This window comes from Streptomyces sp. 8N706, assembly GCF_052245415.1.
Classification (GTDB): Bacteria; Actinomycetota; Actinomycetes; order Streptomycetales; family Streptomycetaceae; genus Streptomyces.
The window spans coordinates 1-12,219 of the sequence record NZ_JBQQBW010000160.1 but is presented as its reverse complement, the minus strand read 5'-3'; the positions used below and the strand labels follow the sequence as shown (position 1 = coordinate 12,219).

The 12,219-nt window shown below is 73.3% G+C and carries 15 protein-coding genes; 6 read left to right on the top strand and 9 right to left on the bottom strand.

The window, feature by feature from the left end; genetic code table 11:
- The coding region (locus tag ACTWQE_RS32040) for a phage holin family protein (RefSeq protein WP_443332598.1) at positions 1-1,015 on the bottom strand (1,015 nt) is incomplete at its 3' end.
- A gap of 90 nt (positions 1,016-1,105) precedes the next feature.
- Positions 1,106-1,792, bottom strand: a complete 687-nt coding sequence (locus ACTWQE_RS32035) for a DUF4865 family protein (protein WP_443332597.1) — start codon at positions 1,790-1,792, stop codon at positions 1,106-1,108.
- Positions 1,793-1,974: 182 nt separating this feature from the next.
- On the opposite strand from ACTWQE_RS32035, the gene ACTWQE_RS32030 reads away from it, so the two are divergent.
- Both ACTWQE_RS32030 and ACTWQE_RS32025 read left to right on the top strand, forming a co-directional pair.
- Positions 1,975-2,757, top strand: a complete 783-nt coding sequence (locus tag ACTWQE_RS32030) for an MBL fold metallo-hydrolase (RefSeq protein WP_443332600.1) — start codon at positions 1,975-1,977, stop codon at positions 2,755-2,757.
- Positions 2,757-3,404: a DedA family protein gene (locus tag ACTWQE_RS32025; protein ID WP_443332599.1), complete on the top strand. Its 648-nt coding sequence runs from the start codon at positions 2,757-2,759 to the stop codon at positions 3,402-3,404. Before ACTWQE_RS32030 ends, ACTWQE_RS32025 begins: the two co-directional genes overlap by 1 nt.
- A 13-nt stretch (positions 3,405-3,417) precedes the next feature.
- Here the strand turns inward: ACTWQE_RS32025 and ACTWQE_RS32020 are convergent, their stop codons facing one another.
- Positions 3,418-4,656 (bottom strand): aminotransferase class I/II-fold pyridoxal phosphate-dependent enzyme, encoded by a 1,239-nt coding sequence (locus tag ACTWQE_RS32020; protein ID WP_443332596.1) that lies wholly within the window; start codon positions 4,654-4,656, stop codon positions 3,418-3,420.
- Between the two features lie 181 nt (positions 4,657-4,837).
- Between ACTWQE_RS32020 and ACTWQE_RS32015 the strand changes: the two genes are divergently transcribed.
- Positions 4,838-6,094, top strand: a complete 1,257-nt coding sequence (locus ACTWQE_RS32015; RefSeq protein ID WP_443332595.1) for a PAS domain-containing protein — start codon at positions 4,838-4,840, stop codon at positions 6,092-6,094.
- 92 nt (positions 6,095-6,186) lie between these two features.
- Here the strand turns inward: ACTWQE_RS32015 and ACTWQE_RS32010 are convergent, their stop codons facing one another.
- Positions 6,187-6,996, bottom strand: coding sequence for an RNA polymerase sigma factor SigF (locus ACTWQE_RS32010; protein WP_443332594.1), 810 nt, complete (start codon positions 6,994-6,996; stop codon positions 6,187-6,189).
- Positions 6,997-7,316: 320 nt separating this feature from the next.
- On the opposite strand from ACTWQE_RS32010, the gene ACTWQE_RS32005 reads away from it, so the two are divergent.
- A complete protein-coding gene (locus ACTWQE_RS32005) occupies positions 7,317-9,134 on the top strand; it encodes a thiamine pyrophosphate-requiring protein (protein WP_443332593.1) in 1,818 nt (605 codons plus the stop codon).
- A gap of 113 nt (positions 9,135-9,247) precedes the next feature.
- On the opposite strand, the gene ACTWQE_RS32000 is transcribed toward ACTWQE_RS32005, so the two are convergent.
- From ACTWQE_RS32000 to ACTWQE_RS31980, 5 genes are all read right to left on the bottom strand, one after another.
- The gene (locus tag ACTWQE_RS32000) at positions 9,248-9,508 is read right to left on the bottom strand and encodes a DUF4235 domain-containing protein (RefSeq protein ID WP_443332592.1); all 261 of its coding nucleotides are present in this window, start codon (positions 9,506-9,508) and stop codon (positions 9,248-9,250) included.
- A 3-nt stretch (positions 9,509-9,511) separates the two neighbouring features.
- On the bottom strand, positions 9,512-9,868 hold the full coding sequence (locus ACTWQE_RS31995; protein ID WP_443332591.1) for a DUF3618 domain-containing protein: 357 nt from the start codon (positions 9,866-9,868) through the stop codon (positions 9,512-9,514).
- Positions 9,865-10,320, bottom strand: a complete 456-nt coding sequence (locus ACTWQE_RS31990; protein ID WP_443332590.1) for a phage holin family protein — start codon at positions 10,318-10,320, stop codon at positions 9,865-9,867. The genes ACTWQE_RS31995 and ACTWQE_RS31990 overlap by 4 nt, the downstream gene beginning before the upstream one ends.
- Positions 10,317-10,484, bottom strand: coding sequence for a hypothetical protein (locus ACTWQE_RS31985; RefSeq protein ID WP_443332589.1), 168 nt, complete (start codon positions 10,482-10,484; stop codon positions 10,317-10,319). The genes ACTWQE_RS31990 and ACTWQE_RS31985 overlap by 4 nt, the downstream gene beginning before the upstream one ends.
- 274 nt (positions 10,485-10,758) lie before the next feature.
- Positions 10,759-11,037: a DUF6158 family protein gene (locus tag ACTWQE_RS31980; protein ID WP_443332588.1), complete on the bottom strand. Its 279-nt coding sequence runs from the start codon at positions 11,035-11,037 to the stop codon at positions 10,759-10,761.
- A gap of 129 nt (positions 11,038-11,166) precedes the next feature.
- Here ACTWQE_RS31980 and ACTWQE_RS31975 point away from each other — a divergent pair, with 129 nt between their 5' ends.
- On the top strand, positions 11,167-11,544 hold the full coding sequence (locus ACTWQE_RS31975) for a DUF2795 domain-containing protein (protein WP_443332587.1): 378 nt from the start codon (positions 11,167-11,169) through the stop codon (positions 11,542-11,544).
- A 105-nt stretch (positions 11,545-11,649) separates the two neighbouring features.
- Positions 11,650-12,090, top strand: coding sequence for a CBS domain-containing protein (locus ACTWQE_RS31970; protein ID WP_443332586.1), 441 nt, complete (start codon positions 11,650-11,652; stop codon positions 12,088-12,090).
- The last annotated feature ends 129 nt before the right edge of the window (positions 12,091-12,219 follow it).

The following is a 12,219-nucleotide window of genomic DNA, read 5'->3' as shown; positions in this document are numbered from 1 at the left end:
CGGCGAGGTACGACACGGCCGTGCGCGTCGCGTTCGCGGGGTCGGAGAAGTACGCGAAGTACCCCGCCCGGGAACGGTTGTCCTTGCCGCGCCGGGCCGCCACCGAGAGGACGAGCGCCAGTTGCTCCGCCCCGCCGCTGAAGAGATTGCCCCGGCTGGCCCCGTCGGCCCCGAGCAGTCCGCCGTCGCCGGTACGGGCGACCGCCCTGCGCTGCAGTTCCGCGACGCTGGTGGGGCGGCTGCACACCATGACCTCGCCGGTCTCCTTCTCGTACCAGCGGAACGCGGGGACGTCGTGGTTGGAGCCGTGGAGGATGCCGAGCTGGCTGGCGCCGGTCTGGCTGGACCAGTCGGTGCGCCATGCGGTGAGCCGGTGGCTGCCGCCGGCGGCGCACCACTCCGCGACGGTCTCCATCAGCGGGGGGCCGGGCCGGCCGCCGCCGGTGGCCGGGCGCTCGCGCACCGCGTCGGCCAGCACGTCGTACCCGACGCCGTCGAGTTGGAGGAACACGGTGCCGGGCGCCGTGGACCGGCCGAGGCCGTGGTCACCGCGCCGTCCGCGCCGGTGGGCGAGACGGTAGAGTCTGCGCCGGTACGCTCCGTCGTCGCGCACCGCGAGAGCCGTACTGGTCGCGGAGGCGACGGCCGACATGACCGCCGCGACCACGACCGCCGTCTCGGGCTCGAGCGCACCGCGCTGGTCGGGCACGAGTCGTAGCGCGACCAGCAGCACCGAGCCGTTGAGGAAGAAAACCAGCAGCCCGAGCACGAACGCGGGGACGAGCAGCAGGGCCCGTACCAGCACGGGCCAGACCAGGGCGCTCAGCAGACCGAAGGCCCCGGCACCGAGGGCGGCCGTGACGGCGATCCGGGTGGCGCTGTCCCCGTCGGTGGACTGCAGCCGGAAGTCGGGGAGCGCTCCGGCGAGCACGAGCATCGTGAGGGTCCCGGCTCCCCAGACGACCAGCACCCTCAGCGCGGCGCCTCCGGCGGCCCGCCATCTGCCTGCGACCACGGCGCTCCCACCTAGTGCGGCCCGCCGCCCGCACCGGGCGTGCGGGCGCGCTCTCCAGCGTGGCACAGCACGCGTCACGCCCGGCGGGCGTCACCACCGGCAGGCCTCACCAACGGCGAGCGTCGCACCGGGCGGGCGTCCCCCCGGTGCGGCAACGGCGGCCGGCCCCGCCCCGCCGCGTGACGTCACCAGTGGCGGCCGCGCGGGAGGTCGCCGAGGTGGGGGGGCGGAGAGGTGCAGGACCTCATAACGTTCGCCCGGCTCGGTCTCCGGGGGCGCCTGCTCCCACAGGGTGAACTGGACCAGCTCCCAGTGGCGCGGATCGACGGCCAGCGCCGAGGAGTGAACCCCCGGCAGCCCGGCAGTGCCCCGGACGTCGGCGAGCGCCCGCTCGACAGCGTCCGCGGGCTCGGTGCCCGCCGGGACGCGGGTCGTACGGCGTGTGGCGGCGCGGGGAGCCGCCTCCAGCGCGGGACCGCGTTCGAAGGCGGCGCCGGTCCAGTGGTGGACGGGCGGTCGGCCGAAGTCGGCGACGATGCCCTGGAATCCGCCGCCTCCCCACAGGAAGTGGTTCATTCCGCTGATGGAATGCCAGAGGTAGAAGGGCGCGTACTGGTTGACCGGTGAACCGTCGGTGCCGCGTTCGCGCAGGAGATACGCCTTGAGGCCCAGCCCGGCCCGGTCGTCCAGGGCGGAGCCCCGGGTGGCCACCCGATGGCGAATGATCTTCATCTCGTAGTCGGCGGGGAGCGGGATCTCGTACTGCATGGCGTACATGGGGTGAGGGCTCCTGTCGCTGTCGGTGCATCCGGTCGAGGGCCGCCGGGTTCGCGGCGGCTCCCTCCGGACGATCCTGCCCGGGCACGGAGTGCGCGCCGTGGCCGGGGTGATCGGCGGACCGGCCGGCCGGTCACGTCTAAGCTCGACGGTGCGTGCAGCGCGAACGGCGGGAGGTGGGCGTGCCGGTGGAGATCACCTGGTGGGGGCATGCCACCGTCACCGTGGCGGACTCCGGGCTCCGGGTCCTCACCGACCCGCTCTTCGTACGGCGGCTGGCCCATCTGCGGCGGCGCCGGGGCGCGCTGCCCCCGCCCGAGGCCGCGCTCGCGGACATCGCCCTCGTCTCCCATCTGCACGCCGATCATCTGCATCTGGCCTCTCTGGCGCGGTTGCGGCCGGGCACCCGGCTGTTCGTGCCGCGCGGTGCACAGGAGACCGTGCCGGGTCTGCGGCGGCTGGCGCACGGCGGCGGGCTGCGCGTCACCGAGGTCGCGCCGGGTGACGAGGTCACCGTGGGCGAGGTCTCCGTCCGAGCCGTCCGAGCCGCACACGACGGGCGGCGGCTGCCGTACGGCCGGCACCGGTCGCCCGCCCTCGGCTATGTGGTCCGTGGCGAGGCGCGTACGTACTTCGCGGGCGACACCGGCCTGTTCGAGGAGATGGCCGACGAGGTGGGGCGGTGCGATGTGGCGCTGCTGCCGGTCGGCGGCTGGGGGCCGTATCTCGGTCCCGGCCATCTGAACGCGTCGCGGGCCGCGCAGGCGCTGGCCCGGCTGGCGCCGCACAGCGCCGTGCCGGTGCACTACGGCACGTACTGGCCCATCGGCATGGACGCGATCCGGCCGCATGAATTCCACGCGCCGGGCGAGGAGTTCGCCCGCCACGCGGCGCGGCTGGCGCCCGGGGTGGCCGTGCACCGGCTGGGGCACGGGGAGAGCGTACGACCGGAGATCCCGCGGTGATACGCGATGTGGTGCGGGACGTGCTGGGCTCGGTGCCGCCGGAGTCCGCCCAGCAGGCCGTGGGCTATCCGTCGTTGTTCCTGCTGGTCGCGTTCGGGTCGCTGGTGCCCGTGGTGCCGACCGGGGCGCTGGTGAGCTCGGCGGCGGTGGTGGCCTTCCACCAGACGGCGCCCTTCTCGCTGCTGGTGGTCTTCGGTGTGTCGGCGTCCGCCGCGTTCCTCGGCGACATCGCCCTCTACTGGCTCGGGCAGCACGGGATGGACGCGAGGAACGGCTCGCGCCGGCTGGAGCGGCTGCGGGAACGGGCCGCGCCCGACCGGCTGGAGACGGCGCAGCGCAAGCTGGACGAGCACGGTGTGATGGTGCTGGTGCTCTCCCGGCTGGTGCCCGCGGGGCGGATTCCGGTGATGGTGGCGTGTCTGCTCGCGCGGATGCCGGTGCGATGGTTCGTCCGGGGCGATGTACCGGCCTGTCTGGCGTGGGCCGCGGCGTACCAGCTGATCGGGATCCTGGGCGGTTCCCTCTTCAGCGAGCCGTGGCAGGGCGTGGTGGCGGTGGTGGCGGTGACGCTGGCCGTCGGTGCGGTGCCGCCGGTCCGGCGGCGGCTGTCCTCCCGCCGCGCCGACGGCGGTCGAGCCCCCGGGTGACGGCGCGGTCAGGTCATCCGGCGGAGCGCACGCCGTTGTCGAGCTCCTCGAACGCCGACCGGATCAGCTGCAACGCCTCGGCGACATGCGGCAGTTCCAGCGGTTCGGGCGCGGTGAGGGTCCGGAGCCGCTGCTGGTCGGAGCCGCCCAGCAGCGGGCCGGTGGACAGCCGTACCCGGAGCGAGTCGGGGCCGTCGCCGAAGCGGTGCCCGCCGGGCACGGGTTCGCCGAGACGCCCGGTGAGGTGGTCCTCCAGTTCGACGGAGTCGGTGATGCCGCGGGCGGCGAGGGCCGGGCGCAGCGGGTCGAGGTCGGCGTAGAGATGACTGCCGGCCTGGGGTGGACGGCACAGGGCACCGGCTTCGGTGACGATGCTGTGCACGGCCCTGGCGAGGGTGCCGTGCAGCCGGGCGGCAGCGGCCGTACGGGCGGCGACGGGCGGGGGTTCGGTGAGGGCGAGGGCCACGGCGGCGGCCACGGGTCCGGCGAGCACGGCCCGCAGGCCGGCCATGGCGTCGAGCGTCTCGGCGTGCAGCTCACCGCCGCGCCAGGTGTCGGGGAAACGCACGACGGCGGCGGGCCAGCCCGGGGGGACGAGGGCCGCGCCGAGGTCGGTGAGGACGACGACGTTCTCCGGCTGCATCTCGGCAGGGCTGAAGAGCACGGTGCCGTCGGGGTCGTGCAGGGTGTCGCGGTAGGTCTCGTCGCTGACGATCAGCAGGCCCTCGCCCGCGGCGGCCTCGCAGGCCTCGTGCATCAGCTCGGGCGGCGGGACGGTGCCGCAGGGGTCGTCGGCGACGGACAGCAGCAGAACCCTCGGGTCGCCGCCCTCCCGCCGCACCCGGCCTACGGTCTCCAGCAGCGCGAAGGGGTCGGGGACGCCTCCGCACTCGGCGGGGGCGGGTGCGTGGTAGGCGGGGCGGCCGGTCAGGATGGCCTGCGGGGCGTACCAGGCGGCGCAGGGCCGGGTGAGCAGCACATCGCCGCCGGTCGCGGCGAGCAGCGCCAGCAGCAGCGGCTGGGCACCGGGGCCCGCTGCGACATGGTGGGTGTCGGTCCACAGGCCGCGCCGCGACCAGTAGCCGCAGGCCGCCTCCAGGACGTCCCGGCTGCCGCCCACGGGCTCCGGCCCGGCGCCCGTGGCGCTGCGGAAGAGCCGCTCGGCGAGTTCCGGGAGAACCGGCAGCCCGGGGGCGGGGGCGGGCGGCCCGAACGAGGCCGGGCCGCGGCCTTCCGGTGCGGTCCGCTGCATCCGTGCCTCCGAGAGGGTCGATCCGGCGCGCCGGGCGGGTCAGTGGCCCGGTCACCCCACCTTGGCAGATCGCTCCCGGGCGGCAAACGGGACGACACACCCCGGCGGCGCCCGTGCGCCCGCGCATCAGGTGCCCAGGCGTGGTGCAGACCAGCGTGAGCGCACCGGCTACGGTATGCGCATGGCCGAGTCATCGCCCGAGTTCGGAGCGGAGCTGCAGGATTTCCGCGGCCGCGTGGAGGAGTTGCGATCGGCGCGGTCGCTGCCGCCGGAGGAACGCATCGCCGCCTTCGACGCGGCGCTGCTCGAACTCCAGCACGCCGCCGATGTGCTGTGGCCCCGGTACGAGGAGCTGGCCGCGGCGGCGCGGCGCAACGGCGGGCGGCGCGAGGAGCCGGAGGTGCGGCTGCTGCGCGGACTGTTCCAGCGGCTTCCGCTGCCGGTCGCGCTGCTGGACCGGTCCACCGTCGTACGGCGGCTCAATGTCGCCGCGACGGAGCTCTTCGGGATGATGTCGGGCCACGCCACCGGTCGTGCCCTCACCGGCCTGCTCGCCCATGACGCGCGGGCCGCGTTCCGTTCGCAGGTCGCGGCGGTGGCCCGGGGTGAGGGTGACCGCAGTCTGGAGGTGCGGCTCCACCCGGCCGAGGGCGATGGGCCGAAGGACGGAGCCACCCTGCGCGCGACGCTCACCGCGCTCCGTCCTCCGGGCGAGCCGCGCCCGGCCGTCCTCGCGGTCTTCCAGGACAGGGCGGTCGGCGCGCGGCGGCCCGCTCCCCTCTCCACGGGCGGTACGGCGTCCCGCCCGGCCACGCCGTACCGCCTGGCGCAGCAGCCCCGGCCCGACCTGGCGGAGGTGTCCCGCAACGCCGAGCTGCTGGACCTGGTGGACGACATGGCCACCGAGTTGCTGCGGGTGGAACCGGCAGGGCGGGAGGCCGTCCTCGAGGGCGCGGCCCGCGTGCTGTACGAGCGCTTCGCCGACTGGGTGATCGCGGACCTCTCCGACGGCCTGGAGGGCTCTCCGTTCGGCGGCTGGCCGTTGCGGCGTGTGATCGTCCTGGGAGCCGACAAGGAGCAGGCGGCCTCCCTCAAGGCTCAGGACCCCGCCGACTGCCCGCTGGTCGTGGATGCGGTCCGCGACAGTGTCTCGGCGCTGCGGGTACGCCCCGACGAGCCGTACGCGTTCGGCCGTGACGCCTCGGGGGACTCGGTGCTCGTACGGACCCGGGTGACCTCGCTGGTGTGCGTGCCGCTCTGCATCCCTCCCGCCTGCGGCCCGGCGGCGCCCGCGCTGGGGGCGCTGACGCTCTTCCGTACGGGCGGGCGGACGGCCTTCGAGATGGCCGAGGCCGGGGTGGTCGACCGGATGTCGCGCCACCTCGCGATGGGCCTGTACCACGCGGGCCGCCGGAAAGCCCCTCCCCTCGCGAACTGAGGGCTCAAAGGGCCGGCGGAGGACGACCCCGGACGGCCCCTCGCGCACGGTTCACGGCCGGCACCGGGGCCGGCCGTGAACGGACTCGGTGATCAGCTCGCTTCCGCCATCACCTGGTCGCACAGCGAGGAGCAGGTCCGGCTGATCAGCCGGGACACATGCATCTGCGAGATGCCCAGCTGCTCGGCGATCCGGCTCTGCGTCATATCGCAGAAGAAGCGCATGTACAGGATCTGGCGTTCCCGCTCCGGCAGCCGGCTGAGCTTCGGCTTGAGCGCCTCGCGGTCGACGATGCGGTCGTAGCCCGGCTCCTGGTCACCGAGGGTGTCGACGAGGGCATAGCCGTCCTCCGAGCCCGGCAGCTCGGCGTCGAGGGAGAGCGGGGTGTAGCTGTCGAGAGCCTCCATACCGAGCTTGACCTCCTGCTCGGTGAGGCCGGTGTGCTCGGCGATCTCCCGGACCCCGGGGCCGCGCCCGTCGAGGGAGTGGGAGAGCTCCCGGTGGGCGGTCCTGACGCGGTTGCGCAGCTCCTGGACCCGGCGGGGGACATGCAACCCCCACATGTGGTCCCGGAAGTGGCGCTTGACCTCGCCGACGACGGTCGGGACGGCGAAGCTCTCGAACGCGGTGCCGCGCTCGGGGTCGTAGCGCTTGACGGCCTTCACCAGGCCCAGAGCGGCCACCTGCTCGAGGTCCTCGAGCGATTCCCCGCGGTTGCGGAACTGCCGTGCCAGCCGTTCGGCCATGGGGATCCAGGCGCGGACGACCTCCTGGCACAGGGCTTCCTTCTCGGGCCCGTCGGGGAGATGGGCGAGCTCCTGGAATTCGGCGCTGGTGTCGGGGGCGTCGTCGTGCGGATGCTTCGCTGAAGGGCGCTTGGCCTGCATGTGTGCGGTCGTCATGATGGTGACAGCTCCCAGGACGGCGGACTTGATCACCACAGGAGCACACGCGCCGGGGTGGACCAGGGCGCACCAGGGACACAGACGCAGCTGCTGCTCCCGCGGGCGTGCCTTCGGTCCGAAGCACGTCTTTCGCCTGCCCGGCCGGCCTCCGGCCAAACCGAGGCCGAACGGGCATCTCCCACGGTAGCCAGAGCCGGGCTGGGCCGCATCCGGCCGGGGAGAACGGACGTTTCCCCCGGCGGCCGCGGGAAACCCGTAGGCACTCGGCCGCCGCCGTCCCAGGCGGCGGCCCGCGTGCTGAGAGGAGTTCCACGACGATGACCGAGAAGGTTGCCGACCGCGTCCTCGCGCGGCTGCGCGAATGGGGTGTCGACCATGTCTTCGGATATCCGGGAGACGGGATCAACGGGCTGCTCGCGGCATGGGGCCGGGCCGGGAACGAGCCGCGGTTCGTGCAGTCCCGGCACGAGGAGATGTCCGCCTTCGAGGCCGTCGGGTACGCCAAGTTCAGCGGGCGGGTGGGGGTGTGCGCGGCGACGTCCGGTCCCGGAGCCGTCCATCTGCTGAACGGGCTGTACGACGCCAAGCTCGACCACGTCCCGGTCGTGGCGATCGTGGGGCAGACCCACCGCTCCGCGATGGGCGGCTCGTACCAGCAGGAGGTCGATCTGCACAGCGTGTTCAAGGACGTGGCCTCCGACTTCCTGGAGACGGTGACCGTCCCGGAACAGCTGCCCAACGTCCTCGACCGGGCGATCCGCACCGCGTACGGCCGCCGCTGCCCAACCGCTGTGATCATCCCGGCGGATGTGCAGGACCTCGACTACGAGCCGCCGGGCCATGAGTTCAAGATGGTCCCCTCCAGCCTGGGTATCAGCGGCTGGGAGTCCGTACCCTCCCAGGACGCCCTGGAGCGGGCGGCCGGGATCCTCAACGCCGGGGACAAGGTGGCCATGCTGGTGGGCCGGGGCGCGGCGGGCGCGCGGGCGGAGGTGGTGGAGGTCGCCGACCTCCTGGGCGCGGGCATCGCCAAGGCGCTGCTCGGCAAGGACGCGCTGCCGGACGAACTCCCCCATGTCACCGGCTCGATCGGGCTCCTCGGCACCCGCCCCTCGTACGAGATGATGCGCGACTGCGACACGCTGCTGACCGTCGGCTCCAGCTTCCCCTACAGCCAGTTCCTGCCGGAGTTCGGGAAGGCACGGGCGGTGCAGATCGACATCGACCCCCATATGGTCGGGCTCCGCTATCCGTACGACGTGAACCTCGTCGGCGACGCCGGGGCGACGCTGCGCGCCCTGCTGCCGCTGCTGCGCCGCAACGAGGCGCGCGACTGGTACGACGAGATCTGTATGTCGGTCGAACGGTGGACCGATGTGATGAGGCGGCGGGCGGAACTCTCCGCCGACCCCATCAATCCGGAGTACGTCGCGCACGCCCTCGATCCGCTGCTGCCCGAGGACGCGATCCTCACCGCGGACTCGGGTTCGGCGACCAACTGGTACGCCCGGCACATCCGTATCCGCGGCGGCATGCGCGGATCGCTGTCGGGGACGCTGGCCACGATGGGCTGCGGAGTGCCGTATGCGATCGGTGCGAAGTTCGCCCACCCCGACCGGCCGGCGGTGGCGCTGGTGGGGGATGGAGCGATGCAGATGAACGGCATGGCGGAGCTGGTCACGGCGGCCAAGTACCGCTCCGCCTGGGAGGATCCGCGGCTGGTCGTGGGCGTGTGGAGCAACCAGGACCTCAACCAGGTGACCTGGGAGATGCGGTCGATGAGCGGGGCACCGCAGTTCCTGCCCTCACAGTCGCTGCCCGATGTGTCCTCCGCGGCGTTCGCGGAGTCGCTGGGCCTGACCGGCATCAGGGTCGAGCGGCCGGAAGACGTGGAGGGCGCGTGGCGCAAGGCGCTGGCGGCGGACGGGCCCGCGGTCGTGGAGTTCCTCACCGACCCGTCGGTGCCGCCGGTTCCGCCGCATGCGACCTGGGAGCAGCTGGAGGCCACGGCGAAGTCGATGCTCAAGGGCGACCCGGACCGGGCCGGGATGGCGCGGCAGGGCATCAAGGCGAAGATTCAGGAGTTCCTGCCGGGCGGTCCGGGGCGCGGCACCCCCAGCGGTGACGCCGACTGAGTGCGCCGACTGAGTGCCTGCCGGATCGGCAGGGCGCCGGGTCAGGAGCGCCCACGGCCCGTCCCGTCAGATCGCCCCCGCGCGGGAGTCCCCACGCGGGGGCGGCTTCCGGGTCAGCCGGGCCAGATGCCCGTGAGGCGACGGTAGCCCGTGGCGCCGCCGCGCTGGACGACGGCCCGGACTCCGGCGGCGATCGCGCCCTGGAGAGCCGCGGCGGGGACCACCTCACGCCACCGGCTGTCCTCGTCGGTGGGCCGCGGCGCCTGCTCCTCGCCCGCGACCGCCTTCCATACCTTCTTGAAAAGCGCACCGGCGATCATGCCGCCGAGCATCCCGAACAGCATGGCCAGCGGCTTGTAGAGCAGCTTGCCCACGGCTCAGCGCCTCCTGCCCGCCCTCGCCCTGTGGCCGGCGCGGCCCTGCTCGTGCCGTCCGCGGGCGAGCAGTACGGCGAGCAGTAGAACGCCGCATGTCCCCGCCACGACCGGAGCCGGCCGCCGCCGTCCCGTCTCCGCCGCCTTCGAGGCGGCCGTGCGCAGCTGTTCCGGTGTCCTGTCGTGGACCGCATGGGCGGCATGGGAGGCGGTCTGCTGCACCTGCTCCCTCATCTCCGCGACTTTGTGCTGCGCCATTCCCTTCACGTCCGCCCTGGACGCCAGCTCCTCCACCGTGGCGCCCAGCCGCTCACGTGCCTCGGCCACTTGGCCGCGCAGCTCATCCGGGGTCTTCGTCATCGGTGCGCCCTCTCTTTGATCTCTTCGACATCCGCCTTGACCCCGCTGATCGCCTCCCTGGGCATCAGTGGCGAGGCACTGCGTGTCTCCTTCCTCCCCAGCAGGGCGAGCACCGCCGCGATGAGGAAGAGCACGCCGGTCATGATCAGAGCGGAGGCCCAGATCGGCAGGGCCAGCGCGATCGCGGCGATACAGGTGGCCACCAGCGCCTGCATCCCGAGCAGCGCCACGATCCCGGCGCCGCCGTAGAGGCCGCCACCGCGTCCGGCGCGCTTGCCCTTCAGTGTCATCTCGGCCTGAGCGAGCCGCAGTTCGCTGCGTACGAGATCGGTCAGCTGCTCCGAGGCCTGCTTGACCAGTTCGCCCACCGGCTGGTGTTCGCCCGGCCGGGCCGGGGCGCGCGTACGGGCCGGTGCTTCAGTACGTTTCGTGCGTTCCAAGGTGTCGGTCACTCTTCTCCGCCTCCCTTGTGCGACCTGTCCGGGTGGCCCCTGACCAACCGCCGGGCCGGGTTGCTGCGTGGTGCCGAGGGGGTCAGCATCAGTTCCTCGTATCGGCCCAGTGCCAGGACGACACCGAGCATCGCGAACGGAATCAGTACGGCGAGCACCGCCATGGCCCTGTCCTTTCCTGGAGCGGCGCGCTCCGGTGGAGCGCTGGGGCCTGTGCACCGAGTGACCGTCCGCACGGAGGTCAAACGCGTACGCCCGCTTCCTGCCGCCGACGAGCCGCGGGGACGACACGCGCAGGGCTCCGGGCCCGGGATCCCTGAAGTCCCGCGTCCGGAGCCCTGCTCCCCACTCACGACCGCTCGGCCGGCGTCCGGGTCCCCGCGCCGCCCCGCTCCAAACGTGCGCCCCGCTCCGGACGTCCGCCGGCAGGCACGCTCCTCACGAGGTTCCCTGCGTGTGCCGGGTGCCGTTCTCGCATGCCCGGCTCCGGGCCCCCTCCCTCGTCCGGCCGGCCGCCACCTGCCGTTCCGGATGGCGCCGCAGATACTCCCCCTCCAGCTCCGCCATCCGGGTGTTGTGCGCCGCGAGAGCGTCCGGTGACCCGTACAGCAGGGTCTCGTGACGGGTGCGGTGAATCGTCTCCAGCTCCTTGAGCAGCTGTGGTTCGTCCAGTGCGGAGGGGTCGACGCCGCCGCCCCGCCGTCCGAGGTCGGACATGAGGCACTCCCTTTCCTCATCTGCGCGGCCTGCCCGGACACGCAGTGCAGCCGTGTTGCTGCCCGTTCGACGGGTACCCGGACCGCGCAACCGACACAGATCCGCCCGGATCAGTACGGAGGGAGCCACATGGAGCGAGGAAGCAACCGGCTCAACGTCCACCGGGACGACGAGATGAAGCATGAACTGCAGGGGCTGCTGCGCTCGGGACACCCCACGCGGGCCGAGGAGTGGCACGACCCGGAGCCCGGCGCCGACGACGACCCCGAGGTCGCCGCGGGGCCGGTCCGCCGGCCGGGCAGAAGCGCGGAGGCCCTCCGCTACGAGCTGGGCCGTCACCTCGCCCGTACACCGTTCCCCGCCAAGCGGAGGGAGCTGCTGCGCACGCTGCACGAGCGGCACGCCCCGGATGTGCTGGTGGAGATCGTGGGCGAGCTGCCCACGGACGAGACGTACCACAACGTCCAGGAGGTGGTCACCGCGCTCGGCCGCGGCACACCCGCATAGGGCGTGCGCACCAGTCCCGCCGGGGACAGCGGACCGTGTCACGCACTCCACACCAACGGGCGCCGGTCCCGGACAGGAGATCGTGGACAACAGAAAGCGAAAACGATGGCACAGTACGTGAGGGACGTCATGAGCCCGGCTGTCGCGTCCGTGGGCGCCGACGCCTCACTCGTCGAGGCGGCGCAGCTGATGCGGGCCGAGAACATCGGCGACGTGCTCGTCGCCGACGACGGCAGGCTGATCGGTGTGCTCACCGACCGGGACATCACTTTGCGCGCCGTCGCGGACGGTGTGGACCCGTTGATGGTGAGCGCCGATACGGTCTGCACCCCGGCGCCGGTGACCGTCCGCCCGGAGGATCCGGTGACGACCGCGGTCGAGCTGATGCGCAGGCACGCGGTGCGGCGCCTGCCGGTCGTGGAGGACGGGAGGCCGCTCGGCATGGTGAGCCTCGGGGACCTCGCCCGTGAGCGGGACCCCGGATCCGCCCTTGCCGACATCAGCCGGGCGGCGCCCGACCGGTGGCAGGGCACGTCCGCCACGTGACGGAGGGCCCGCCATCCCGCTCCCGGCAGCGGGTAGGCGGTGGGCATGGATGAACTCATGAGGCACCGTGTCCGCCGCCTGCTGGGCGAGCGGGACCGGTCGGTGTTCGAGCTGGTGGCCAGCCGTGAG